General features: G+C 67.4%; 24 protein-coding genes, 3 pseudogenes and 1 riboswitch. Of the genes and pseudogenes, 16 read left to right on the forward strand and 11 right to left on the reverse strand.

All coding sequences use genetic code 11. The annotated features are described in order from the left end of the window. Nucleotides 1-561: pseudogene (locus OSB52_RS22170) on the forward strand (HNH endonuclease); the annotation flags it as partial. Here OSB52_RS22170 and OSB52_RS22175 read toward each other — a convergent pair. The 3 genes from OSB52_RS22175 to OSB52_RS22185 are packed head-to-tail and all read right to left on the reverse strand — an operon-like array spanning nt 562 to nt 2,520. After that, nucleotides 562-1,053, reverse strand: coding sequence for a glutathione peroxidase (locus OSB52_RS22175; RefSeq protein ID WP_266063545.1), 492 nt, complete (start codon nt 1,051-1,053; stop codon nt 562-564). Nucleotides 1,054-1,075: 22 nt separating this feature from the next. Beyond that, nucleotides 1,076-1,831, reverse strand: coding sequence for a hypothetical protein (locus OSB52_RS22180; RefSeq protein ID WP_266063546.1), 756 nt, complete (start codon nt 1,829-1,831; stop codon nt 1,076-1,078). Next, nucleotides 1,828-2,520, reverse strand: coding sequence for a TetR/AcrR family transcriptional regulator (locus tag OSB52_RS22185; protein ID WP_266063547.1), 693 nt, complete (start codon nt 2,518-2,520; stop codon nt 1,828-1,830). The genes OSB52_RS22180 and OSB52_RS22185 overlap by 4 nt, the downstream gene beginning before the upstream one ends. Before the next feature lie 207 nt (nt 2,521-2,727). Here OSB52_RS22185 and OSB52_RS22190 point away from each other — a divergent pair, with 207 nt between their 5' ends. From OSB52_RS22190 to OSB52_RS22250, 13 genes and pseudogenes are all read left to right on the forward strand, one after another. Beyond that, a complete protein-coding gene (locus OSB52_RS22190) occupies nt 2,728-3,951 on the forward strand; it encodes an oxygenase MpaB family protein (RefSeq protein WP_266063548.1) in 1,224 nt (407 codons plus the stop codon). A 42-nt stretch (nt 3,952-3,993) separates the two neighbouring features. Further along, complete coding sequence (locus OSB52_RS22195) at nt 3,994-4,899, forward strand: cutinase family protein (RefSeq protein WP_266063549.1); 906 nt, start codon at nt 3,994-3,996, stop codon at nt 4,897-4,899. A gap of 23 nt (nt 4,900-4,922) precedes the next feature. Then, nucleotides 4,923-5,324 carry a globin domain-containing protein gene (locus OSB52_RS22200; RefSeq protein ID WP_266063550.1) on the forward strand — a complete coding sequence of 134 codons (402 nt, stop codon included), beginning with the start codon at nt 4,923-4,925 and terminating at the stop codon, nt 5,322-5,324. Nucleotides 5,325-5,393: 69 nt separating this feature from the next. Beyond that, nucleotides 5,394-6,436 (forward strand): annotated as a pseudogene (locus OSB52_RS22205) (NAD(P)-dependent alcohol dehydrogenase). Between the two features lie 39 nt (nt 6,437-6,475). Then, the gene (locus OSB52_RS22210) at nt 6,476-7,330 is read left to right on the forward strand and encodes an LLM class flavin-dependent oxidoreductase (protein WP_235723014.1); all 855 of its coding nucleotides are present in this window, start codon (nt 6,476-6,478) and stop codon (nt 7,328-7,330) included. Between the two features lie 41 nt (nt 7,331-7,371). Continuing rightward, nucleotides 7,372-8,655: a competence/damage-inducible protein A gene (locus OSB52_RS22215; RefSeq protein ID WP_235723015.1), complete on the forward strand. Its 1,284-nt coding sequence runs from the start codon at nt 7,372-7,374 to the stop codon at nt 8,653-8,655. Between the two features lie 68 nt (nt 8,656-8,723). Further along, a riboswitch (cobalamin riboswitch) is annotated at nt 8,724-8,867 on the forward strand. Nucleotides 8,868-8,969: 102 nt separating this feature from the next. After that, nucleotides 8,970-10,037: a FecCD family ABC transporter permease gene (locus OSB52_RS22220; RefSeq protein WP_235723016.1), complete on the forward strand. Its 1,068-nt coding sequence runs from the start codon at nt 8,970-8,972 to the stop codon at nt 10,035-10,037. A gap of 95 nt (nt 10,038-10,132) precedes the next feature. Continuing rightward, nucleotides 10,133-10,864: pseudogene (locus OSB52_RS22225) on the forward strand (ABC transporter ATP-binding protein); the annotation flags it as partial. Next, complete coding sequence (locus OSB52_RS22230; RefSeq protein ID WP_266063552.1) at nt 10,861-11,949, forward strand: ABC transporter substrate-binding protein; 1,089 nt, start codon at nt 10,861-10,863, stop codon at nt 11,947-11,949. The pseudogene OSB52_RS22225 and the gene OSB52_RS22230, both read left to right, overlap by 4 nt. 60 nt (nt 11,950-12,009) lie before the next feature. Further along, nucleotides 12,010-13,143 carry a polyprenyl synthetase family protein gene (locus OSB52_RS22235; RefSeq protein ID WP_266063553.1) on the forward strand — a complete coding sequence of 378 codons (1,134 nt, stop codon included), beginning with the start codon at nt 12,010-12,012 and terminating at the stop codon, nt 13,141-13,143. Between the two features lie 54 nt (nt 13,144-13,197). Continuing rightward, complete coding sequence (locus tag OSB52_RS22240) at nt 13,198-14,040, forward strand: carotenoid biosynthesis protein (RefSeq protein ID WP_266063554.1); 843 nt, start codon at nt 13,198-13,200, stop codon at nt 14,038-14,040. Then, a complete protein-coding gene (locus tag OSB52_RS22245; protein ID WP_266063555.1) occupies nt 14,027-15,163 on the forward strand; it encodes a glycosyltransferase family 2 protein in 1,137 nt (378 codons plus the stop codon). Before OSB52_RS22240 ends, OSB52_RS22245 begins: the two co-directional genes overlap by 14 nt. Then, nucleotides 15,160-16,650, forward strand: a complete 1,491-nt coding sequence (locus OSB52_RS22250) for a phytoene desaturase family protein (RefSeq protein ID WP_235723022.1) — start codon at nt 15,160-15,162, stop codon at nt 16,648-16,650. The genes OSB52_RS22245 and OSB52_RS22250 overlap by 4 nt, the downstream gene beginning before the upstream one ends. A gap of 10 nt (nt 16,651-16,660) precedes the next feature. On the opposite strand, the gene crtI is transcribed toward OSB52_RS22250, so the two are convergent. From crtI to OSB52_RS25235, 7 genes are all read right to left on the reverse strand, one after another. Beyond that, nucleotides 16,661-18,250, reverse strand: a complete 1,590-nt coding sequence (gene crtI / locus OSB52_RS22255) for a phytoene desaturase family protein (protein ID WP_266063556.1) — start codon at nt 18,248-18,250, stop codon at nt 16,661-16,663. Continuing rightward, the gene (locus OSB52_RS22260; protein WP_266063557.1) at nt 18,247-19,161 is read right to left on the reverse strand and encodes a phytoene/squalene synthase family protein; all 915 of its coding nucleotides are present in this window, start codon (nt 19,159-19,161) and stop codon (nt 18,247-18,249) included. The genes crtI and OSB52_RS22260 overlap by 4 nt, the downstream gene beginning before the upstream one ends. A 5-nt stretch (nt 19,162-19,166) precedes the next feature. Continuing rightward, nucleotides 19,167-19,706, reverse strand: a complete 540-nt coding sequence (idi, locus tag OSB52_RS22265; protein WP_266063558.1) for an isopentenyl-diphosphate Delta-isomerase — start codon at nt 19,704-19,706, stop codon at nt 19,167-19,169. A gap of 124 nt (nt 19,707-19,830) precedes the next feature. Continuing rightward, on the reverse strand, nt 19,831-19,986 hold the full coding sequence (locus tag OSB52_RS22270; RefSeq protein ID WP_266063580.1) for a DUF6131 family protein: 156 nt from the start codon (nt 19,984-19,986) through the stop codon (nt 19,831-19,833). 103 nt (nt 19,987-20,089) lie between these two features. Next, on the reverse strand, nt 20,090-20,524 hold the full coding sequence (locus tag OSB52_RS22275) for a nitroreductase family deazaflavin-dependent oxidoreductase (RefSeq protein WP_266063559.1): 435 nt from the start codon (nt 20,522-20,524) through the stop codon (nt 20,090-20,092). A gap of 32 nt (nt 20,525-20,556) precedes the next feature. After that, nucleotides 20,557-21,279, reverse strand: coding sequence for a crotonase/enoyl-CoA hydratase family protein (locus OSB52_RS22280; protein WP_372512466.1), 723 nt, complete (start codon nt 21,277-21,279; stop codon nt 20,557-20,559). A 328-nt stretch (nt 21,280-21,607) separates the two neighbouring features. After that, nucleotides 21,608-22,303 (reverse strand): HNH endonuclease, encoded by a 696-nt coding sequence (locus OSB52_RS25235; RefSeq protein ID WP_308203684.1) that lies wholly within the window; start codon nt 22,301-22,303, stop codon nt 21,608-21,610. Between the two features lie 744 nt (nt 22,304-23,047). Here OSB52_RS25235 and OSB52_RS22290 point away from each other — a divergent pair. Further along, complete coding sequence (locus OSB52_RS22290) at nt 23,048-23,245, forward strand: hypothetical protein (protein WP_266063560.1); 198 nt, start codon at nt 23,048-23,050, stop codon at nt 23,243-23,245. Here OSB52_RS22290 and OSB52_RS22295 read toward each other — a convergent pair. Beyond that, nucleotides 23,208-24,164 carry an EamA family transporter gene (locus tag OSB52_RS22295; RefSeq protein ID WP_308203685.1) on the reverse strand — a complete coding sequence of 319 codons (957 nt, stop codon included), beginning with the start codon at nt 24,162-24,164 and terminating at the stop codon, nt 23,208-23,210. The two genes, OSB52_RS22290 and OSB52_RS22295, sit on opposite strands and share 38 nt — an antisense overlap. A gap of 83 nt (nt 24,165-24,247) precedes the next feature. Here OSB52_RS22295 and OSB52_RS22300 point away from each other — a divergent pair, with 83 nt between their 5' ends. Continuing rightward, nucleotides 24,248-25,180 (forward strand): LysR family transcriptional regulator, encoded by a 933-nt coding sequence (locus OSB52_RS22300; protein ID WP_266063561.1) that lies wholly within the window; start codon nt 24,248-24,250, stop codon nt 25,178-25,180. Nucleotides 25,181-25,262: the final 82 nt, after the last annotated feature.

Here is a 25,262-nt window from a genome sequence, read left to right on the forward strand (position 1 = left end):
GCGCCCACGACCGAACCGGAGCCCGATGGCACGTTCACGTTGCCGGCGCATCTGCCGTCGGATCCGTATCGGCCGTCGGCGGCGTTGGACACCTTCATCCGGTTGCGCGATGGCTATTGCACCGAACCGGGATGTCTGACCTCGGCGTGGCGTGGCGACCTCGACCATGTCGATGAGTACGACCACGACTGTCCGCACAACGGTGGACAGACCACTGAGGTGGGGTTGAACGCGAAATGTCGTCCCGGACACTTGCTGAAGACCTTCGGCGACTGGGTCGATGATCAATGGCGTGATGCCGACGGGCGGCTGGTCACCGAATACATCACCCCCGAAGGCCTGGTGTTGCCCGGCGAAGCCGAAACCCAGGAAGACTTGTTCCCTGGGCTGCGCAGGATCCGGTTCACCGCACCCGCCCAGGCCCCACCCCCACACACCGGCAGCACGATCGAACGCAGCACCCGCGTCAACACACGGGTGGCGAACAAACACGCCCGCAGACGCGCCGAACGCGCCCGAAACCGCAAACGCGTCACCGACGCCGGCCCGCCACCGTTCTAGTCAGAGCACTTTCCCGATGGCGCCGGTCAGCTTCTCCGGCTTGGTCGTCGGGGCGAACCGGTCCACCACGTTGCCACCGCGGTCGATCAGGAACTTGGTGAAGTTCCACTGAATTCGGCCGCCGAGCAGACCGCGCTTCTGTGCCCGCAGCCACTCGTAGAGGGGATGCGCTTCAGAGCCGTTGACGTCGATCTTGGCGAACATCGGGAACGTCACGTCGTAGGTCAGCGAGCAAAAGTTCTTGATCTCCTCGGCATCGCCGGGCTCTTGATGAGCGAACTGGTCGCAGGGAAAGCCCAGCACCCGCAACCCTTTGTCCGCGAACTCGCGGTTGAGTTGTTCGAGGCCCTCGTACTGCGGAGTGAAGCCACACTTCGACGCCGTGTTGACGATGAGCAGCGGCAGCCCCGCGTACGTGGACAACGGCACCGGAGTGCCGTCGATGTCGGTGGCGGTGAAGTCGTAGGCGGTCGTCTTGTCGGAGCTGGTCATCGGTACCCCCTGTCGATGCCGGTCAGGTGTAGGCCGGCGTGCCGAGAATCTGGTCACATGCGGTGACACCTTCGACAATGCCACGTTCAAAGGCCGCGCCGCGCTCGGACCCACTGCCATGCGACGTCCGCTCTGGCAGCGAGTACATGAACGCCGTCGCCTCATCGCGTTCGGCAGCGGTCATCTCGCCGCGCCGCACGAACCACGACCACGCCGCCCCCGACCAGCAATCACTGGCCCACTCGAGTCGCCGCAGCGCGTCGGCGGGACCGAAAACGGTCACCGACACCGGCTTCAGACCGATGGCCTCCTGCACGCCGTGGCTGGACTCGTGTACGAACGTGGTCAACGCCCGCGCCGGCGTCCGGATCAGCGCCGCATCGGTGACCCAGTTGACGAAGGTGATGGTGTTGCAGTGGTGCAGACCGAGATTGAGCACCGTACCGACTTCGGCGTAGACGCACACATCCCGGTTCTGCGGATTCCACGAACCGCCCAGTGCTGGATTGCTCACCGCCACCGTCCGACGGACCGCCGTGGATCGTCCGGTGTGATCGAGCCACTCGCGGGTCAGTGCGACCGCACAGGCCACGTTGTCTCGCGGCAGTTGCGCATTCCGGCACAACGAGCGGTCGCCGTACAGGGTCACCGTCCCGGCGGGCGCGGGCGCCGCGGAAACGCCGGGCGCACCGCCCATCCCCGTGAGCACGAACGCCCCGACCACCGCCATGACAAGTTTGCGCCCGACCATGTCGTACCGGTGCCCGGACGTGTTCACGGTTTCGGTGGATTCAGCATCGGCACCAGGTACTGGCGCGCAATCGCCGCCAACTGCTCGTCGTCGTGCACGTCGACGAGTTGACTGGGCACGGTGAGGAACGAGTTCGAGAATCGGACCATCATCTCCGCGGTCAGCTCGGTGTCGAGGTCGGCGGCGATGTTGCCGGCCAATTGCTCCTTGCGCAGCTGCTGGGCGAGGAACTGGCGGACCGCTGCGAGCATGCGGCCGTCGTCGGCGCCGATCGAACCGGCGAGCAGGGTCGGTTCCGTCTCGATGAGGCCACCGATGAGGGGGTTGCCGAGGATCGATCGCAGCGAACTGACGAAGCCGAACACCACGCGTTCCTCCGCCGTGTCCGCCTCGCCGATGTCGGCGAGAAAGCGCAGGAAATACCGCCGGAACTCGCGCAGGATGACCTGCTCGACCAGCGCATCCTTCGTGTCGAACTTCCGATAGATGGTCACCCGGGACAGCCCGGCCCGCCGGGCGACCTCATCCATCGACGATCGCTGGATGCCCATGCGGCAGAACTGGTCGAAGGCGGCGTCGAGCAACCGGGCCCGGGTCGGGTCGTCGGGCTCGTCGAAATCGCCACCCACCACCGCCACATAGGCCCGCTGCAGCAGGGATGGGGATTGCGGAGGCGACTGGATGCCCGGCGTCGCGGCAGCTTGGCCTGGTTTCACTCTCACTCCTCGCCAGTCGTGCGCGAAGCATACCGCGAGGCCTCTGCGTTCGCCGTCAGCACGTGTGACTACACCTGTGACCACTTTGCCTTGTGAGTGGTGTCACACTGTGATAGTTCTATGTAACAGAGTTACAGCCTTTGTTACATCGCTTCATCATGATCGGGGCGTCATCGAGTCGGGTGGCGAAGACGGGAGCCAAGAAAAATGGAGAACCTGAGCAGGCGGAACATGTTGAAGGCCGGCGGCACGGTGGGCGCAGTGGGCGCCCTCGCGACCGTCAGCCAAGCAACACCGTGGACGTGGTCACCGGCGGGTTCGGTACCCGGACGGGGCAGCGGCGCCAACCCACAGGGGGTCTGGGACGAGGAGGCCGACCCCGTCGTGGCGAAGCTCTTGGAGCGCGGCCAGGTGCAGCGGGTCAATGAACTACTCCGCGGATGGACCAAGAACGGCCAGCCGTTGCCGGCCGGTCTCCCGAACGAACTCCGTGACTTCATGGAACACGCGCGTCAACTGCCATCGTGGACCGACCGCGGCAAACTCGAGACGGCGGTGCGGTTCAACCAGAAGCGAGGCACGTACCTCGGCGTCCTGTACGGCTTCGCCAGCGGCATGATGAGCACCGTCATCCCCCGCGAAGCCCGGGCGGTCTATTACTCGCAGGGTGGCGCGGACATGAAGGACCGCATCACCAAGACGGCCAAACTCGGTTACGACATCGGTTCGCTCAACGCTTATCGACCCGACGGCGAGATGATCGTCACCTGCCTCAAGACCCGACTGGCCCACGCATCGGTGCGCACTCTGCTGCCGCAGTCGCCCTGGTGGAACCACTCGGCGCAGGAGAAGATCCCGATCAGCCAGGCCGACATCATGGTCACCTGGCACAGCCTGCCCACCACCGTCATGCGCATGCTGGAACGGTGGAACGTGCCGATCGCCGCCGACGAATCGGACGGCTTCCTGCACTCGTGGCAGATCACCGCACACATGCTCGGCGTCCAGGACCAGTACATCCCGAACTCCTGGAACCAGGCAGATGCGCAGGCCCGGCAGGTGTTGGACCCGATCCTCGCCCCCACCCCGGAGGGCAAGAAGCTCGCCGACATTCTGCTCGATCTCGGCATGAACCTCGACCTGAGCCTGTTGTCGCGCGGCGTGCTGGGTGCGCTCACCCGGTTCATGTTGGGTGACAAGATCGCCAACTGGCTCGAGATCCCGCGTGAGCCGGTGTGGAGCCCTCTACTCGAGACAGCCTGGGGGCCCTACGTTCTCGTTCGCGAAGGACTGCTCCAGGTGGGCATGCCGAAGGAGGCGTACTGGCTCTTCGACGAGTTCCTGCGCCAGTTCGTGCTGTTCTACATGTCCGAGCTGCGGATGCCGATCAACATCACCATCCCGGTGGCCAACAACCCGCGCTACAACTGAGGCCGGTACCGCTGTACACCAACGAAAGTCGGGGGAAGCACGATGACCGTGCGCGGCTGGTTCGTGGTGCTTGTCGTCGTGGTGGCCGGATTCGTCGTACCGGCCACTGCGGCGGCGGTTCCTGCGCCGTCACATCACGCGAAATGTCCTGACCTGTACGTCCTGGCCATTCCGGGCACCTGGGCCGACGCCGCCGCCCCCGGGATTCTGCGTGAGATCACCAGCGATCTCGGACCCCGGACGCTGGTTCACTATGTCGGCTACAGCGCGACCGCCTTCCCTTGGGAGACAGCCATCTACGGCCGATCCAAGGCGCAGGCGGTGGCCAACACGACCGGCTTGGCTCGCGCCATGGTGCGCCGCTGTCCCGTCACCAGGTTGGCGATCACCGGCTATAGTCAGGGCGCCGACGCGGCCGGGGACGTGGCCGCCGAGATCGGCACCGGCCGTGGCGCGATCCGGCCCGAGCAGGTGGCGGGGGTGGTTCTCATCTCCGATCCCCGCCGCTCCCATCGGGACAACCTGGTGGGCCCACGACTGACCGGCCAGGGCAGCGGCGGACCGCGGTTGTCCGGTATGGGCCACCTGAGCCCACGCACCTACAGCATCTGCGCGCCACGGGACCTGTACTGCAACACGCCGCGCGATTATTACGTGACCCGGATCGTCGGGTATCTCGCCGAGACCAGCGACCCCACCCCGAGTCAGATGGGTCAGTATCAAGCCGAGGCCGGCGACATCCTCGACGAACTGCTCGCCCAGGGTGGCATCGGCGCGGTCGGCCGTGAGGTGAGCAATCAGCGTGCCCGCCAGCAGATCACCGTGTTCAACAGGTTTCTGCAGTCCGGCGTGCACACCAACTACGCGGCCTTCGTGGTCGCCCCCGGAGTCAGCGCCGTGCAGTGGGCGCACAACCATCTCGCAGCCCTGGCCTCCGCTCATTCCTGACCCATGATCTGGAGCACCGTGTGATGGACAAGCAGATTCTCGAAGAAAGCCTGGCGTCGGTGGGCCTCCCCGACGACGGCCTGACCGTGCGGTTCTACGAAATCCTGTTCGAGAGATATCCCGACGTCGAGCCGATGTTCCAGCGCGACAACAAGGTTCAGGCGGCGATGCTGCGCACCGCCATTGTGTCGGTAATCGACAACCTCGATGACGGCGAGTGGTTGACCACCAACCTCGAGTCCCTCGGACAGCGGCACGCCGCGATGGGTGTCACCGCACCGATGTACGAGGCGGTCGGCGAATGCATGATCGCGGCGATGACCGAGATCGGCGGTGACGCGTGGACGCCGGCGATGACGAGGGAATGGGGCGAGGCGCTCAGCGCAGTGTCGGCGCTCATGCTCGCCGGATACCCGCACACCTGACAGCCACGTTTCGGTCGCCGGTCACCGGGGAACACCTTGGGTGAACACGCATACAAAAGGTGTGAACGTATGAAGGCCATCCAAATCGTCAAGCCCGGCACCGAACCCGAACTCCGCGAGGTCGACAAACCCACGCCAGGTCCGGGCCAAGTACTGCTGAAGGTGTCGGCCGCCGGCGCCTGCCATTCCGACGACTTCGTGTTGAACATGCCGGCCCACGGTTTTTCCTTATCCGCTACCGATGACGCTAGGACACGAGGGCGTCGGTGTGGTCGCGGAGACCGGCACCGGCGTGGACAACGTCTCGGAGGGGACCGCGGTGGCGGTATACGGACCGTGGGGATGCGGAGTGTGCCACTTCTGTTCGCGTGGGATGGAAAACTATTGCAGTCGCGCAGCCGAGCTGTCGATCACCCCACCCGGCCTGGGCGTCGACGGTGCGATGGCCGAGTACATGCTCGTCGACGACGCGCCATCTGGTGCCCATCGGCGATCTCGACCCGGTGCGCACCGCACCTCTCACCGACGCCGGACTCACCCCGTACCACGCGATCAAGGCGTCGCTGCCCAAGCTCGTCGGCGGCACCACCGCCGTGGTCATCGGCGCCGGCGGACTCGGGCACGTCGCCATCCAGTTGCTGCGTCACCTGACCCCGTCCCGGATCATCGCGCTCGACGTGACCGAGGACAAGCTGTCCTTTGCCAAGGAGGTCGGAGCCACCGAGGCCGTCCTGAGCAACGACGATGCCGTCGACAACGTCCGCGCGATCACCGGCAAGGACGGGGCGACGGCGGTTTTCGACTTCGTCGGCTTTCAACCAACCCTCGACATCGCGATGGGTGTGGTGGGCACCATGGGTGATGTCGTCATCGTCGGCCTCGGTGACGGCGCCGCCACCGCCAAGGTCGGCATGTTCACCCAGCCCTACGAAGTATCGGTACGCGCACCATACTGGGGCTCACGCAGCGAACTGATGGAGGTACTCGAGTTGGCGCGCGATGGAGTGCTCGACGTGTCCGTGGAGAAGTTCGCCCTCGACGACGGCCTCGACGCCTACCGCAAGCCCGCCGCCAACGACCTGCGCGGACGGGCGGTCGTGGTGCCGGGCTGAATTCGGTCCCACACCACACTCACTCGCTACGGTCAGTTCATGCGCTACGGAATCTGCATCCTGCCCGACCAGCCGTGGACGTCGACTCGACCGCTGTGGCAGCGTGCCGAACAGATGGGCTTCGACCACGCCTGGACCTACGATCACCTGGTCTGGGGCGGACTTCCGGATGCACAGTGGTTCTCCTGCATTCCCACGCTGACCGCCGCGGCCACGATCACCGAGCGCATCGGGCTCGGCGCTTTCGTGGTGTCGCCCAACTTCCGGCATCCCGTGGCGTTTTCTCGTGAGGTCCAGACACTCGCCGACATCTCCGACGACAGGTTCCTGCTCGGCCTCGGTGTCGGTGGTACCCCCGACGACACACTGCTCGGGCAACCCGAGGTCACCGTCGGGCGGCGCGTGGACCGCTTCCACGAGTTCACCGATCTGCTCGATCAGACTCTGCGCGTCGACCACGTGACCGCCGACGGCGAGTTCTACCGGGCGCGCGACATGCGGTTGGTCGGCGGCAGCGTGCGTGAGCGGGTGCCACTGTTGTTGGCGGGCAACGGGCCCCGGAATGTGCGGTTCGCCGCCGAGCGTGGTGACGGCTGGATCACCACCGGTACATCGGCATCCTCGCTCGACGAGTGGTTCGGCGGCGTGGCACGGATGTGTCGTGTGCTCGACGAGGCGCTCGCCCAACGCGCACGCGCCGACTTCCCTCGGTATCTCAGCCTCGACGCCTCCCCGCGCAATGCGCTGGAAAGTGTGCACCTGTTCGACGACATGGTCGGGCGTGCCGCGAACCTCGGATTCACCGATGTCATCGTGCACTGGCCACGCGACGATGAGCCCTACCGTGCGCCACTCACCGTGCTGGAGGCACTGGCGGCCCGCGGTCTGTCCTGACTCCGACACCGCGACCGCCGGCCGTCGATAGACTCGGCCGGGTGAGTGTGCGTGCGGGCATCGTGGTGACCGGGACCGAGGTGTTGTCGGGGCGGGTGGCCGATCAGAACGGGCCGTGGGTGGCCGATCGCCTCCTGACGATGGGGGTCGACGTCGCCCACATCACCGTCTGCGGTGACCGGCCCGCCGACCTGCTCGCGCAATTGCGTTTCCTGGCCGCCGACGACGTCGACCTCATCGTGACGACCGGTGGGCTCGGCCCGACCGCCGACGACCTCACCGTCGCGACCGTCGCCGACTTCTGCGGACGCGCCCTGAATCTCGACGCCGAACTCGAGGCACACATCACCGCGATCATCGACCGCTGGATGAAGCGCCGCAACGCCCAACCGGACAGCTCCCCCCTGCGCGCCGGAATCCGCAAGCAGGCACTGGTTCCCGACGGTGCCGTACCGATTCCACCCACCGGTACGGCACCCGGTGTGGCGATCCCGGTCGACGGGGCCGGCATGCCGACGATTCTGGTGCTGCCCGGACCGCCGCGTGAACTGCAGGCGATGTGGCCGACCGCGCTCGACACACCACCTGTCCGCGATGCGTTGGCGGCGCGGATCGATCACCGCCAGGAGGTGATTCGTGCCTATGGGCTGTCGGAGGCCGATCTCGCCGAGACGTTGCGCTTGGCCGACGACACGATCAGCGGTGTCGGCGATCTGGAGGTCACCACCTGCCTTCGGCACGGTGAACTGGAGATGGTGACACGCTTCGTCGCCGAGGCGGCACCCGCCTACGCCGAACTGGCCGCGCTGATCGCCGAACACCATGGGAAGCAGGTTTTTTCCACCGATGGATCGACCATCGACGACCAGGTCGTGGCCGCGTTGTCCGGTCGGACCATCGCGACGGCCGAATCCTGCACCGGCGGCATGGTCGCGGCCCGGCTCACCGATCGCGCCGGGTCGTCGGCCTATCTGGTGGGCGGTGTGGTCGCCTACGCCAACGAGGTCAAGTCCGGGCAGCTCGGCGTTCCGGCGGCGATGATCGCCGAGCACGGTGCGGTCAGCGAGCAGGTGGCGGCCGCGATGGCCGACGGCGCCGCCGACCGGCTCGGCGCCGATGTCGCGGTCTCCACCACCGGGATCGCCGGACCCGGTGGTGGTACGGACATCAAGCCGGTGGGCACGGTGTGCTTCGGGGTGGCCGTGTCCGGCCGGCCCACCGCGACCTGGACGCGATATTTCCCCGGTGATCGCGCCAATGTGCGGATGCTGTCCACAGTGGCGGCGATGCACCTGGTGGCGGGCGTGCTGGACGACCCTTCGTGACGAGGACCGAGGTACCGAACGCCGCACCAACCGGATAGCTGGGCAGTAGCCGACAGATCCGGCTTGATAGCCTGCACGCAGAGAACGGTGCCCATCCGCGGTATGCGGATGTCAGGGAACCCGGTGAGAATCCGGGACTGGCGCGCAACGGTGTGGGAAGACGAGCTTCGTCCATCCCGAGTCCGACTACCTGCCGTTCTCGTATGAGTCCACCGGGTATCTCGCGCACAGATCCCCCGACATCACGAGGTAGCCGTGCACAACGCTCACCGTCATCACCCTCTCATGTACGAGACGACACCTCGGTCACGGTGGTGACCGCCCGCGCGGCGACCCCACCCGATCTTTCGGCACGCCGGTTGTCGCCCGCCCCGCTGGCCGTGGCATTGGCGGCACTTACCGCCGTCAGCATCGTCACGTCGGTCGCATTCGGTTCCGAACACATTCCCGTAGCCGACGTGTGGGACACGGTCCTGGGGAGGCTGACCGGCGACACCACCGACACCGCGTACTCGGTCATCATCTGGGACCTGCGGTTGCCGCGGTCGGTGCTGGCCGCCATCGTCGGTGCCGGTCTGGCGTTGGCGGGCGCACTGATGCAGGCGCTGGTGCGTAACCCCCTCGCCGAGCCCTACCTGCTCGGGGTGTCGGCCGGTGCGGCGGTCGGCGCCACGTCGGTGATGACGATGGGAACACTCTCGGCGCTCGGCTTGTGGGCGCTGTCCGGCGGTGCCCTGCTCGGCGCACTCGCTGCCACTGTCACGGTCTATCTGGTGGCCCGCGTGCAGGGCGGTCTCACCGCGATTCGACTGATTCTGTCCGGAGTGGTGCTCTCGTCTGCGTTCATGGCGCTGTCGTCGCTGATGGTGTTCACCGCCGGCGACCCGCAGGCCGCCGAGAGCGTCATGTTCTGGATGCTGGGCAGCGTCGCGGGTGCCACTTGGGCGAAGGTGCAGTTGGCCGGCGTCGTCGTGTTGGCCACCCTGCTCGGCATGGTGGTGATCCACGCCTGGCTCGACGCCTACGCCGCCGGCAACGACACCGCGTCCTCGCTCGGCGTGCCAGTGGCTGCGCTGCGCACCGCGCTGTTCGCGGTGCAGGGGGTTCTGGTCGGCGTACTCGTCGCGGTGGCCGGCGGTATCGGCTTCGTCGGCCTGATCATTCCGCACGCCGCCCGCCTGGTGGTCGGTGCGACCCACCGGGCGATGCTGCCGGTCGCGGTCTGCGGTGGAGCGTTGTTCCTCGTGTGGGTGGATGTGTTCTCGCGCGTCGCCGCGGCGCCGCGGGAGATGCCGTTGGGCATCGTCACCGGCCTGATCGGCGCACCTATCTTCCTGTTCTTGATGGGTCGTCGGCGCTACACGTTCGGACCCACCGAATGAGCGTGCGCACCGACGCCGCGTCCTACGTCGCCGACCTCCGGGCCAACGGTGTCGCGTGTCGCCGCGGATCGCGAACGATTGTCTCCGGCGTCGATGTGACGATCCCCGCCGGTACCCGGATGGCGGTGGTGGGGCCCAACGGCGCCGGCAAGACGACGCTGCTGCGGGTGCTGGCCGGCCTCGAGACACCAGCAACAGGCGCCGTGTACGTCGGCGGCGCCGATCTGCATGCGATGCGCGCGCGACAGCGCGCACGGACGGTCGCCGTCGTCGCGCAGGAGGAGCAGCCGTCGGCGGAGTTGACAGTGGCCGAAGCGGTCGGCCTCGGGCGCACCCCGCACCGCAACCCGTGGGCCGCCGGCGCGGACGCCGAACGCGAGATCGTCGCCGACGCTCTGGAGATGGTGGGGCTCGGCGACGCCGGCGGACGTTCCTGCATCGCGCTGTCCGGGGGTGAACGCCACCGGGTCGTCCTCGCCCGCGCGTTGGCGCAGCAGACCCCGATGCTGGTCCTGGACGAACCCACCAATCATCTCGATGCCGCCTGGCGACTCCGGCTGATGCGCATCCTCGACAAGCTCGACCGCACCATCGTCGCCGCGATGCACGACCTCGACCTCGTCCTGCGACATTTCGACAGCGTTGCCGTCATCGCCGACGGTCGCCTCGTGACCCACGGCCCGCCGGTCGAGGTTCTCGACAACCGCGTTCTCCGTGACGTCTTCGCCGTCGACGGCGACATCATCACTCACCCCCGCACCGGCAGGCCACACCTGCTGCTCACCGACGCCACGCCGTCGCCCCCTCCTGGAAGGACACTCACATGATGCCCACCTTGCGTCCCGTCACCATCGGGATCGCTGCCGCCGCAGCAATTCTGGGTCTCACCACAGCCTGCGGCACGACGGACTCCACCGATGCCGATGCCGTCGCCGGCGACCACGTCACCGTCACCAACTGCGGCGCCGACGTCACCTACCCCCAGCCCGTGCAGCGACTGTTCGTCAATGACGGCGGCATGATCGCGATCGCCTTGGCCGCCGGCGCGCACGACCAGATCGTGGCCGTCAGCTCGATGGCCCGCGACTCCGAGGTGCTGCGGCTGGCCTACGGACCGCAGGTCGACGACCTCCATCAGGTCTCCCCCGATCAACCCACCCTGGAGAACATCGTCGGTGCCCGCCCGGAGGTCCTCTACGCCGGTTACAACTACGGCATGAGCGAGTCCCGCGGAATCACCCCGGAGATCCTCGCGCAGCACGACATCGACGTGTACCAGCTGTCCGAGGCCTGCCGACAGGTTGCCGGTGAGAAGACCCGCGGGACCATGGATCCGTGGGTCGCGCTCGACACCGACCTCCGCAACATCGGCACCATCACCGGCAATGCCGACGTCGGGGCGCAGGCGGCCGACGATGTCGCGACGCGACTCGACGCCCTGCGCGCAGCTCCCCAACCCGCCGACAAGCCGACCATCTTCTTGTTCGACAGCGGCACCGACACGATCTTCTCCTCCGGCTCGTACGGCGGCCCGCAGGGCATCATCGACGCCGCCGGCGCACGCAACGCCACCGAGGATGTCGCCGACACCTGGACCACCGTCAGCTGGGAACGCCTGGCGACGGCCGACCCCGACCTGATCGCCTTCGTCGACTACCCCGGACAGACCGTCGACGAGAAGATCGCCGCGCTCAAGGACCACCCGGCGAGCAAGGATTTGGCCGCCGTGCGGGAGAACCGATTCATCAACCTGCCGTACGCGATGTGGGTGTCGAGCCCTCTCAACATCGACAGCGCCGAGACCCTACGCGCGGTGTTGGAAGATCACGGTCTGGCGCCGCAGAGCGGTGTCGAACCCTCGCTCGATGTCTCGCAGCTCCGGCTCGGCGGCAACGACTGGCTGGCGAGCTGAGCAAGACGCGCCGGCGACCTGCGGACACATCCGCCCCGGCGACGGCTCCGAAGAAGGGGTGTGACCCCCACCCACACCGAGTCCGCACCGCAGGCGTCGGGCCACGCAGCCGACCTGGATCGGCGGGTCCGTGAGCTCGCCGACAGCGATATCGCTCAGGTCGGCAGCGTGCTCCGGACACAGCTGGCCGACCACGCCGCGGTCCTGACCGGCGTCCATCCCGACCTCCGCCCGGTGAGCGCCGTACTCGCCCGCGCCGGCAATCGCGGTAAACGGCTACGCGCGTCGTTCTGCCTGTGGGGCGCACGCGGCGCCACCCGCGGCGAGTTGCCGCCGGGCGCCACACAGATCGCCGCGGCCGTGGAACTGTTTCACCTGGCCGCGCTCATCCACGACGACATCATGGACCACAGTGACCAGCGCCGCGGTCTGTCAACGATGCACCGCCACTTCGCCGACGAACACCGGCACAACAGCCGGATCGGTGACGCCGACGCCTACGGTGAGGCGGTCGCCGTCCTCGCCGGCGATCTGTGCCTCACCTGGTCCGACGACATCCTCGCCGAGGGCACCGCCGACCTCGACCGGATCACTCGGCGTCAGGTGCGGCGAATCTTTTCGGTGATGCGTGACGAAGCCATCGCCGGCCAGTTCCTCGACGTCGACGGTCAGACCCACGCCGTGACCTCCGCGACGCGCGCGGAACTGGTCCTCCGGTTCAAGAGCGCCAAGTACACGATCTCGCACCCCCTGCGACTCGGCGCCGCCGTCGCGGGTGCACCGGCGGATCTGCTCAGCGCCTACGACGCAATCGGTATCGCGGCCGGCGAGGCCTTTCAGCTGCGCGACGATCTGCTCGGAGTTATCGGCGACCCGGCAGTCACCGGCAAACCGACGGTCGACGACATCCGAGAAGGCAAGCGCACCCTGTTGATCGCCTGGGCCGAGGAGAACGCCGACCGCATACAGCGGCGCGTTCTGGACCAACATCTGGGCAACCCCGAGGTGACCCACGACGGCGTCCGGGAGGTGTGCGAGGTGCTCCGGGACACCGGTGCGGTGCAGCGGGTGGAGAACCGGATTGCGGAGTTGGCCGCGCAGTCGACCGAACTCATCGACGCCTCACCGGTCGACGAGGTCACCCGGCATGCGCTTGCCGGTCTCGTCGCCCGGTGCGTGTGGCGTGCGGCCTGAGCCGGCGCATTACCCGGCCGTCCGGACCGGCGGCCGGTACGGTGAACGAACATCATGAACCCGTTCGCATCTCGTGCGACCCCACTGGCCCCGCCGTACGTCGACCGACGGCGGGTCGCGGTGCCGTGGGTGTTGTTCGGATGCGCATTCCTCACCCAGACAGCGTTCCCCTTCACCGACGGCGGTACGCGCGCGCTGACCACGGCCAGCGTGCTGTTGCTGACCGCGGCGGCGGTGGCACATGTGGTGACCAGCCGCGGCACCCGCCCGGCGGTGATCCTGGTGGTGGTAGCGGGAGGTGGCGGTCTGCTGGCCGAAACCGTCGGTGTGCACACCGGTTTCCCGTTCGGCACCTACGAGTACACAGGCAGTCTGGGCCTGCAGATGTTCGGTGTCCCGGCTCTGGTGCCATTGGCTTGGACGATGATGGCATGGCCAGCGCTGGCCGCCGCACGACAGCTCGTCGGTGCCCACCGGCTGGTGACCCCTCTGGTCGGTGCGTGGGCGTTGACCGCCTGGGACGTGTTCCTCGATCCACAGATGGTGGATCAGGGGCACTGGCGATGGTCCTACCCACAGCCGGCGCTGCCCGGCGTGGAGGGTATCCCGCTCACCAACTTCGCCGGCTGGTTCGTGGTGTCAGCGATCATGATCACCCTGCTCGACCGGTTGATCCCGGCAGCTCCCGAGCACCCCTCCGATGCCGACAGCTGGGGTGGGGCAACAGATCTGCTGCCGGTTGCGGTCTATTTGTGGACCTACCTGTCATCGGTGATCGCGCATGCGGCGTTCTTCGGTCGTCCACCCGTGGCGCTGGTCGGCGGCCTCGTGATGGGTGTGGTGGCCGTTCCGTTGGCGGTCACCGTGATGCGGGGTGCGACGCGTGCGCAGCGCTGAGGTCCGGCGGGTCGCGTTACGCGCCGCGAGCGTGGGTGCGGCGGCGTCGTTGGCGCTGACGCTCGACAACGCCCGCCGAATCCGACGTCCCGATCCGACGGCGATCGCCAACCCCGAGCCGCTGAACGTCCTGTTGCCGGTCCGCGACGAGATGGACGAGATCACAGGCTGCCTGACCGCCCTGCGCGCCGCCGCCGACCGCTGGCCGGGCCGAATCCGCCTCCTGGTCCTCGACGACGAGTCCACCGACGGAACCGGTCGCCTACTGGACGAGTTGGCGCGCACCGACGAACGCATCGAGGTTCTGCATGGAACACCGACACCATCGGGGTGGCTCGGCAAATCATGGGCCTGTGAACAGTTGTCTCGCAACGCCGACCACGACGGTGTCCTCGTATTCGTCGACGCCGACGTCCGGCTCGCACCAGATGCGCTGGTGGCGTCCGTTGCGCTGCTGCGCACATCCGGTCTCGACCTCATCTCGCCCTACCCGCGCCAACACGCGACCGGCCCGGCCGAGCGGCTGGTGCAGCCCCTGGTGCAGTGGTCGTGGATGAGCACCCTGCCGCTTGGGCTCGCCGAGCGTTCGGCGCGCCCGTCGATGTCGGCGGCGAACGGCCAGCTGCTCGTCGTCGACGCGGCCGCTTACCACCGCGCGGGCGGGCACGCGGCGGTGCGTGCCGACGTGCTCGAGGACATCGCGTTGTTGCGGGCGGTCAAGCGCTCCGGCGGACGGGGCGTGGCCGCGGACGGGAGCGCGGTCGCCGACTGCCACATGTATCACGGGTGGCGCGAGGTGCGGGCCGGCTACCGGAAGTCGTTGTGGTCGGCGTTCGGCTCGCTACCCGGCACGGTGGCGGTGGTGGCGCTGCTGAACCTGCTGTACGTGGTGCCGCCGCTTGCGGCACTGCGGGGTTCGCGGGCAGGGGTGCTCGGGTATCTGCTCGGCGTGACCTCCCGGGCGGTGTCCGCGCGGAGCACCGGCGGGCGGGTGTGGCCCGACGCGCTCGTCCATCCGATGTCGATCCTCGCGTTCACGGCGCTCACCGTGGATTCGGTGCTCGCGCGGCGCACCGGTCGGCTGTCCTGGAAGGGCCGCGCAATCTCCGAGACGACGCGATGAGCAGCATCGTGGTGGTGGGTGCCGGTGTGGGCGGACTGGCCGCGGCGCTGCGGCTGCAGGCGGCCGGACATCGCGTGACGGTGTTCGAGCAGGCACCGGAGGTCGGCGGGAAGCTCGGCGTGATCCGGCACGACGGTTTCATGTTCGACACCGGCCCGTCGCTGGTGACGATGCCGCATATCCTGGCCGAGTTGCTCGCGTCTGCCGGCCGGCGCCTCGAGGAGGTGTTGCCGTTGTCCCGTCTCGACGTGGCGGCGCACTACCGATTCCCTGACGGCACGGGCCTGGACCTCCCCGGCGAACTCGCACGGATACCTGCGGCGCTCGACGAGGCACTCGGCCCCGGCCGCGGGGACCAGTGGATGGCGTTTCTCAGTCGGGCCCGATCGATCTGGGCGGCGTCGCGCGGCCCGTTCCTGGAATCTCCGATCGACCCGCGCATCGTCGCCCGACGGGGCCGGCCGTCCGATCTGGTCACCATCGCTCCGTGGCGTACGCTGCGCGGTCTGGGAGGTCGCTACCTCGATGATCCACGCCTGGTGATGCTGCTCGACCGCTACGCCACCTACACCGGGTCCGACCCGCGACGCGCTCCCGCCGCGCTGGCCTCGGTGCCCTGGACCGAACAGGCGTGGGGTTCGTGGTACGTCCCCGGCGGCCTCGGCCGGATCGCTGAAGTGCTGCGCGACAGCTTCATCGAACACGGCGGCGCGATCGAAACCGGAACCGCCGTCGATGGGATCGAGACCGACCCCTTCGGCCGCGTGAGTGGGGTGACGCCGGCAGACGGATCGTTCCGGCCGGCCGACCTGGTGGTCGCCAACGCCGATGCCCGCGAGGTGTACGGCCGCCTGGTGGGCGCGGCGGCCGCGGATCGCGCCGCCGAGCGCACACGGCGCACGACACCGTCGCTGGCAGGCTTCGTGCTCCTCCTCGCTCTGGACGATCCGCCGCCGTGGACGCCGCATCATCAGGTTCTGTTCGCCGACGATTACGACGACGAGTTCGATTCGGTGTTTGGCTTCGGCGGTCCGGCGCGCCCGGTGCCGGCTCCGACCGTCTACATCTCGGCACCCGACGATCCGGCGATCGTCCCCGGCCCGGGTACGGCCTCCTGGTTCGTGTTGGTCAACGCCCCACGACACGATCCGGATGGGGGCGTCGACTGGGACACTCCGGGCCTCGCCACCGATTATGCCGACCGGATTCTGCGGTTGATGGCCGACCGTGGAGTCGACGTCCGATCGTCGATCCGCCACCGCATCGTGCTGACACCGGCCGACCTCGAGCGCCGCACCCGCACGCCGGGTGGGTCGATCTACGGGTCGTCATCGAATGGTCCGCGCGCTGCATTCCTGCGCCCGCGCAACGCCTCCCCGGTTCCGGGGCTCTATCTGGTCGGTGGTTCGGCTCATCCCGGCGGCGGACTGCCGTTGGTGATGCTGTCGGCCAAGATCGTCGCCGGGCTGATCGGACCTGCGGGCTAGCCGCGTCGGTTCACCGGGTTGGTAGCGGCCCCACCGAGCGGTCGCCGCGAACCCGTTTGAGTACCAACTCGGCGCTGATCAGACACATCGGCAGACCGATGCCGGGGGTGGTGCTCGAGCCCGCGTAGTAGAGTCCCTCCACCTTGCGCGACGTGTTTGCTGCGCGCAGAAAAGCACTCTGCCGCAACGTGTGTGCCGGTCCGAGCGCGCCACCCGACCACGAGTTGAGGTCGGCGACGAAGTCACCGGGCCCCATCGTCCGGCGTACCACGATCCGCTCGGCGAGGTCGGGGATCGACGCCCAGTCGGCGACCAGTTCGATCGCCCGATCCGCGATCTGTTCGATGACCGGGGCACCCGCTCCGTCGACGCCACCGGAGCCGAGCGACGGATCGGCCGGTATCGGCACCAGGAGGAAGAGATTCTCGTCGCCGTCGGGGGCCACCGAGTCGTCCGACGCCGACGGACGGCACACATACAGCGAGGCGGGGTCGGGTACGCGGGTGGGCGACTCGAAGATCGCGTCGAAGTTGGTGCTCCAGTCGCTGGTGAAGAACAGCGAGTGATGGGCCAGTTCGGGCAGCCGGCCCCGTACCCCGAGGAAGACCAGTACCGCGCCGGGGCCCGATGTCGCTTTGTCCCACCATTTCTGCGGGAAGGTCTGTTGGTGCGGCGGCAACATCGTGGTCTCGATGTGGTGGAGATCAGCGGCGCCGATGACGAGGTCGGCGGGTAGGTCGCATTCGACGCCGGTACTGTCGCGGGTGCGCACCCCGCTCACCCGGTCGCGGCGTGAACTCCATCGTCTTGTCGGCTGCCGCGGCTCGGTGAGGATGGCGGTGGCAGCGGTTCCGGTGTGTATCCGCACGCCGTTCTCGACGGCCAGTTTCTCGAGCACCTCGGGTAGCCGCACGAAACCGCCGTCGGGGTAGCGGACGCCGTCGGCGAGGTCGAGCCAGCTCATCAGGTGATACATCGCGGGCGCCCGATCCGGGGATGCCCCCAGGAACACCGCAGGGTAGCCGAGGATCTGGCGAATGCGGTTGTCCCGGAACCGGGAGGCGATATGCGCATCCAGCTTCGCGGTCAGCAGGCCCACCAACTGCCGGGCATTCGCCAGCACCCGACGGCCCGCGAAAGCGTCCACGGAGTCGAAGTTGGTGTAGAGAAAGCGTTGCACTGCGATGTCATAGGCACTGCGCGCGGAGGCGAGATAGTCGTCGAAGGCCGCGCCGGCCCCCGGTTCGAGCGACTCGAACAGCTCTCGGTTGCGGGCCTCGTCGCCGGCGACGTCGACGCTGTCGGCAACGCCCTCGAAGAACACCCGGTAGCCGGGTTCCAACCGCAGCAGATCGATCTGTTCGTCGGTGGAGGTGCCGAGTAGTTCGAAGAAGTGATCGAACACCTCCGGCATGAGCCACCATGAGGGTCCGGTGTCGAACCGGAATCCGTTGCGTTCCCATGATCCGGCACGACCCCCGGGGCGATCGTTCTTCTCGACGAGGTCGACCTCGTGGCCATCCGCGGCCAGCAACGCGGCACTCGCCAGCCCGGCGATTCCGCCGCCGATCACGACGATCCGGCGAGCGGTGGCCGTCATGCGTTCACCGCCGTTGTGGCGCGCCGCGGCGCTCCGCGGCGAAAGGCTGCCGCTGCGGCGATCCGCGCCTTCGCCGGGCCCGGCACGCGGACCCGGTGACGGCACGCGTCCTGCGGCGGGGTGGCCCGGAGTCGTCTCGCCAGCTCGGCGAACAGGTCGTGCGCCGTGCACACCGCCACGCGGGTTCCACTGGGCAGCAACGGAATCGCTTGCTGGGCGCAGGCCAGGTCGTCGTCGATGTCGTCCAGCCAGCGATGCCATGTGTCTGCGGACGGACGTTCGGGGTCCAGACCCACCAGGTATCGGCGCCCCAACTCGGCGCTGTCGGCGCCGATGTCGCGCAGGAAGTTGATTTTCTGAAATGCCGCGCCGAGCCGACGTGCACCCGGCGCGAGCTGGTCGTACCGCGCCTTCCGGTGCGGTTCGTCGGCGAGGAAGGCATGTACGCACATCAGTCCGACAACCTCAGCGGACCCGTAGATGTAGGTGGCCAGGCTCTCGGCGTCGTGGCTCGACCACTCCAGATCCATCCGCATAGAGGCGAAGAACGGTGCGGTGAGCGACTCGTCGATTCCGGTACGCCGAGCGGTGCGGGCGAAGGCGTGCACCACGAGATTGGTGCTCGTGCCGGTCGCCATCGCCGCGTGCGTCTGCTTCTCCAGCGCATCCAGTTCGGCGCGACGCTGGTCGACCGTCTGCCCGGGGCGCGGCGCATCGACGATCTCGTCGGCGACCCGCACCAGGGCGTAGATGTTGTGGACGTCGCGACGGACCGGTGCGGTGAGAAGTCGGGAAGCCAGTCCGAATGACGATGAGTAGGAGCGGATCACCAACGCAGCCGTCTGTTCGGCGACCTCATCGTAGTGGTGGTAGGGCAACGCCTCGGTGTCGCGGCCAGAGGTCGATGTCATCGCGATCACACACCGATCCCGCGGTAGGGATCCGAGCCGAGTGCGTGAACCTGGTCGACGAACCAAGGACTGAACACCCACGGTGTTCGGAGCGCCGACGCCCAGACGTCCTCGATCGGTGCCCAGACCACATCCATCACCTCGTCCGGGTTCGGGATTGGTGAACCGCAGGGTCGTGCCCGATAGACCGGACACATCTCGTTCTCCACCATCCCGCTCGCGTCAACGGCGCGGTAGCTAAAGTCCGGCAGGACGCAGTGCAGGTCGGCGACCTCGAAACCCAGTTCTCGCGGCGCATAGCGCCGCACGGCGTCTTCGACGGGCTCGCCGGGTCGCGGATGTCCGCAGAACGAGTTGGTCCATACCCCGGGCCAGGTGCGTTTGCCCAACGCTCGGCGCGTCATCAGGATCCGCCCGACGTCATCGACGACATGGCAGGAGAACGCGAGATGAAGTGGGGTGTCGTGGCCGTGCACGCTGCCCCGCGGCGCCGTGCCGCGGGGCCTGCGCTCGGCGTCGACGAGTACCACCAGATCATTCGTCATCGGCCGTCCTCCGTTCGCTGGGCGGTGATGCAGCCGCTGCCGCATACGCTCCATTCTTCGTCACCACACGCGAATCGGATGGATCGGACGGCCAGATCTCGTGGCGCCTCGTCGAGGAGACCTCTCAGTAGAAGTGTTTCCGACCGCCGACCGCGCGTCCGGTTGCCCCGAGAACCGCCAGAATCGCTCCGACGACGACCAGAATGATGCCGATCGTCCAGAGAATCGGGATGCTGAAGATGAATCCCAGGATGAGCAAGATGATGCCGAGAATGATCACGGCCAACCTCCGATGTTCGGCGGACGGACTGCTCGACGCTGCTGCAAGCATGTCCACCGTACGCGGCCTCCCGGGTACCCATGTCCGATTTCGGAACCCGTGATCACGCCGTGTCCGGCGTGAGTTCGACGATCGCGAGTGGCCGTGACGTCTTCTGCTGGTAGGCGCGGTATCGCCCCTTGTTCACGCTGTCGACGAGATCGAATCGCCGCGCGTAGTCGGGGTCACCGGGGAAGGTCGGCCGGGCAGTGACGGCCAGCCGGCGGCGCCCGACCTGGATCTCACACGCCGGGTTGGCCGTGATGTTGCCAAGCCATGCGGGCGGCCTCGGCGAGCCGCCGTTGGACGCGACGACCAGATATCTTTCCCCGTCGACTGCGTAGGTGAGGGCCGAGGTGCGCGACCTACCGGTGCGGCTGCCGATATGGCGGAGCAGCAAGGTCGGGTTGCCCATCAGTAGCCGATGACCGAGCAGCCCACCGGAGTGCTCGTAGATCCACTGATGGGTCTGCAGCGTGCGGACGAACAGGCTGGACATGCCCGCAGCCTAGCCGGTGTGCCTTTGCGTTCTCAGAGGTCCGAGAAGTCGCCGTGCCGTCCGGCTCCACCCGCGAACCGGGCAGCACCGGTGTGCCCGTCGGAATTCAGCGACTCGATGCCTACCGCGATTTCGAACGCCATCGCATCCGCTTCACGGCACCCCGCTTGTTCCTGCACGGATCGGCGGTCGTTGCGCATGCACGTCTGCGGGAACTGCCTGATCTGCTGCGCCAACTGCCGCGCTTCCGTCAGACTCATCCCCGGTTCGACCAGGCGGTTGACCAAGCCGAATCGCTCCGCCTCGAAACCGTCGACCGGTCGACCAGTGAGGATCATGTCCATCGCGCGACTGGAGCCGATGAGCCGAGGCAGCCGGACCGTGCCGCCGTCGATCAGTGGGACGCCCCATCGTCGGCAGAACACGCCGAACGTCGCGTCCGATGCAGCGACCCGCAGGTCGCACCAGATCGCCAATTCCAGGCCGCCGGCGACTGCGTAGCCTTCGACTGCCGCGATCACCGGCTTCGACATCACCAGGCGCGTCGGCCCCATCGGCCCGTCTCCGGTCGGTGCCACCTCGTTGATCCGTCCGGTTCCGACGGCCTTCAGATCCGCCCCGGCGCAGAAGTGTCCACCACTTCCCCACAGCACGGCGACATCGGCCTCGGGATCGGAATCGAACGCTCGAAACGCCGACGCGAGTTCAGCTGCCATAGGTCGGTCGACAGCATTGCGCACCTCGGGCCGGCACATCGATATGGTGGTGACCCCTTCGAAGGTCTCCACCCCGATCGACGTGTACTCGGCTGCGGCGGAACCAGGATTCGAGCCCACCTCTCGGACTGTAGTCTCCTCGGCCGCGTCGCGGATGCCGAAGGGGATGCACAGTTCGACTCCACTCGGCTTTCACCGAGTACGCGGCGCCGCAGGGTCGCATACCGCGCACCGTCGCAGCCGAACGCTGCAGTCGCCGTCGGGTACGCGACGCCTGGGGCGCCATCGCGCAATCACGCTATGGAGTTCTCAAGGGACGGTTGCGGTCCCGACCGGGGCCGGGTGCGTGGGAAGTGGTCAGCGTGGCTCAGGCGGCGGCGGGTAGGTTGTCGAGGTTCATCGTGCGTCGGTTGTAGGCCGGTATCGGCCGACGTGTCGGGTCGACAGCGGCGGGTGGGATGAGCCAGGGATGTCGGTCGTGGCCCATGATCACCTGCCACCCGTTGTGGTGGATGTCGGCATGACACGACGGGCACAGCAGACAGCCGTTGTCCAACACTGTGATTCCACCGTCCGCCCAATGCACGATGTGGTGGCCTTGGCAGCGGGAGGCCGCCACACCGCATTTGATGCAACACTCGTCGCGTTTGTGCAACGCTTTACGCAGATGGGCTGGGAACAGACGTTTGTCTTTACTCATCTCCATCGGCACCGCCTCACCATCGACGATCGCGACGGTCGCGGTGGTGTCACAGGTCAGGGTGCGCAGCATGGCTTCGGAGATCGACCCCATGAATGGTAGTTCGGCCAGATCCGGGGTATCGGCGGGCACCGACACCAGCAGTTGGTGACGGGGTGCCGAGGCCGCATCGCCGCTGCGGGCAGCGATATCCAGCAACGCTTCGAGGGCGTCGGCATGCCGGCGCTCGGTGGAACGCGCATCCGGTGAGCCGTCGGGTTCGGGGGCGGGGTGCCGCCAACTCTTCCATTGCGGCCGAGAATTTTTCGCCGACTTCGGTGTTGAGGTCGGCGCGTACCTGTAGGCGTCCGTCACCGTCGGCATCGTGGGTGAGTGTGTTGAGGTTGCGGTCCTCGGATGCCGGTAGCCCACCGGTATTGGCGGCGGCCACCTGGTTGCCCAGACGACGCGCACGTTTACCGATGTCGGCGGGGGTGGCGCCGGAAAAGAAGTGCGCGAGAAGTTCGGTCAGGATGTTTAGACGCGCTACATCGTCGAGCGGTTCCGCCGATCTTTTCCCGACATGATCGACTCCTTTACCCACCGCGTCCACATGTTCGGCGGAGATCGCCCCATCGGCGGCATGCGCGGCCAGAGTGGGTAGCTGCTCGCGTGCGGCAGTGATACGGATCAGACGGGAGGCGACCGCCGGCGCGAGCCCCATCACGATCAACAGTTCGCTGAGTTTGCGGCCGTGGTCGCGGGCCACACCGAGGCGGTCCAGATGGCCGACCACCGTGGCGGCGTGATGGTCGATCAGGTTACGCAACGTGACCAGAGCGGTCATCGCATCAAACGCTGCACGCCCCGACATGTCGTCGGCAAAGCACAGCTCACGCAGTGAATCAGTAATGGATGTGAGATCCCCCGAAGTTCTCATGATTCCAAGGTAATCGCAAGAGTGTTCGATGTCAAGGAGCTAAGCGTGAGAATTGCTCTGGGACAGAGGCTTTGGATAGAGCAGCAGTGAAATGTGGATTTTTCAGTCGACTTTGGTGAACAGAAGTCACAGGAGTTACGCATTCTTGGGTAAAAATCACCGCGAGAAGACAATTTGATGGTCTCGGGATGACGCGCCGCATCGATCAGCCACCGCGCTCCGTCCGCGCCGAACGCGCACAGGTGGCTGACGACGCACCGCCGCTCGCCCCAAAGGAGGACCCACTGCCGACGGGCGAGTATGAAGATCGCCCGAGCTGTTCGGTCTACGCGATGGTTTCGCCGCTCGTCAGCCTCCGTGCCGCGATGCTGCAGGCCGACGACTGAGCTCCGCCGGCGAGTCCGTTTGTCGGCGTCGCATCCGCGAGGCCGTCACCGTGGTGCCGATGCTCGCGAGGATCACCAGCATGATCGCGGCGAGGCGCACCGGCCCGAGCGATTGGTCGAGCAGTAACCATCCCGCGATGGCGGCGACGATCGGCTCGAGACTCAACAGCACGCCGAACACATGCTTCGGCAGGCGGCGCACGGCAGCGAACTCGAGCGAGTACGGGATCACCGATGCCAGCAGCGCCACGACAGCGGCCAGCGCGAGTAGGTGGAGGTCCTCGAATGCTGCGCTCGCCCCGGCCCCACCCAGCGGCATCATTACGACTGCGGACACCACCAACGCAACTGCCAGACCGTCGTGGCCCGGCACCAACCGCCCGGCGCGCGCACTGGTCAGGATGTAGCCGGCCCAGAACGATCCCGCCAACAGCGCGAACGCCACACCCACCGGATCGAGGCTCTCGGCGCCGGTGATGCTCTCGATACCGAGCAGCGCCATGCCGGCCACCGCCAGGGACACCCACGCGAGGTCGGTCCGACTGCGGGACAGCACCGCGGCGAGGATCAGCGGGCCGGTGAACTCTATCGACACCGCCACCCCCAGCGGAAGGCGGTCGATAGCCGAGTAGAAGGCCCCGTTCATCGCCCCGATCGCGGCTCCGAAAGCCACCACCGCGACCCATTGCCTCCGCGTCCAGCGCCGAACGTCCGGGCGGATCACGACGAGCAGGATGACGGCGGCGATCGCCAGCCGCAGCGTGGTGGCGCCCAGCGGCCCGACACCGTCGAACATCTGCACGGCCAGGGCTGCACCGAACTGCAGCGAGACACACGAACCGAGAATCATCAGCACAGCCGGACCGGTCTGGTCGGCACGGCGCAGCACTGCGCTCCGGGGCGTCGTCATGGCTTTCATGACGCCAGCATCACCCCGGGCTATACGATCAGTCCAGTGAATGTTTTCACCGATAACCAGTCACTTCTACTTAAGATATGGCGATGCTCAATGTGACGCGCCTGCGCATCCTGCGTGAACTGCACCTGCGTGGCACGCTGGCGCAGGTCGCCGACGCACTCTCCTACAGTCCGTCGGCCATCTCCCAGCAGCTCTCGCTCCTCGAACGCGAAGTGGGCGTGCGGCTGCTCGAACACGTCGGGCGGCGAGTCCGGCTGACCGACGACGCGGTGACACTTGTCGGCCACACCGAGCTCGTGCTGGCACAGCTCGAGCTGGCCGAGGCTGAGTTGGCCGCCACCCAACCGGAGGTCAGCGGCACTCTGCGGGTGGCGTCGTTCCAGACGGTGCTGCTGGAGATCGCACCGCCCGCACTGACGCTGCTGAACCTGCGGTACCCGTCACTTCAGGTCGAGATCACCCAGCGTGCTGTCGACGAAGCCTTCAGCGGCCTGCTGGCCCACGACTTCGACCTGATCCTCGGCGAGGAATACCCCGATCTGCCCGACCCCGTCCGCGCCGGAACCGATCGCGCCGACCTCGTCCGTGACCCGCTGTTCCTCGCGGTGCCCTCACACGGCGCATGGGCCCGGCAACCGGATCGGATCGCCGACCTCGCCGACGCGCCGTGGGCGCTGGACCCACCGGGCACCGCGAGCGGCGACTGGGCGCGGGCGATGTGCCGCGGAGCGGGATTCGAGCCGCGGGTCCGGATGGAGGGCCCCGACCCGCTGCTGCACGCCCAGATGGTCCGCACCGGTCATGCGGTGGCCTTCGTGCCCGCGCTGATCGCGGCCGAGCATCTGGCCGGCGCGCAACTCGCTGCGCTGACCGGCAATCCCGAGCGCATCCTGTACACGTCGGTGCGCGCCGGGCGCGGCGGTCATCCCGCCGTGGTCGCCTTCCGCGAGGTGCTCGCCCGCGTGGCCGCCGAACGTCGGCCGGACACACCGCGTCGTCGACTGCAAGCCAGGTGAGGGTCACCTGACCGTCGTGTCGATTTCGTTGCCTTTTCTAGGCCGATCCGATGCCGCAGGCCACGCAATCCGCACCGGTCGG

The organism is Gordonia aquimaris (genome assembly GCF_026262595.1).
GTDB lineage: Bacteria > Actinomycetota > Actinomycetes > Mycobacteriales > Mycobacteriaceae > Gordonia > Gordonia tangerina.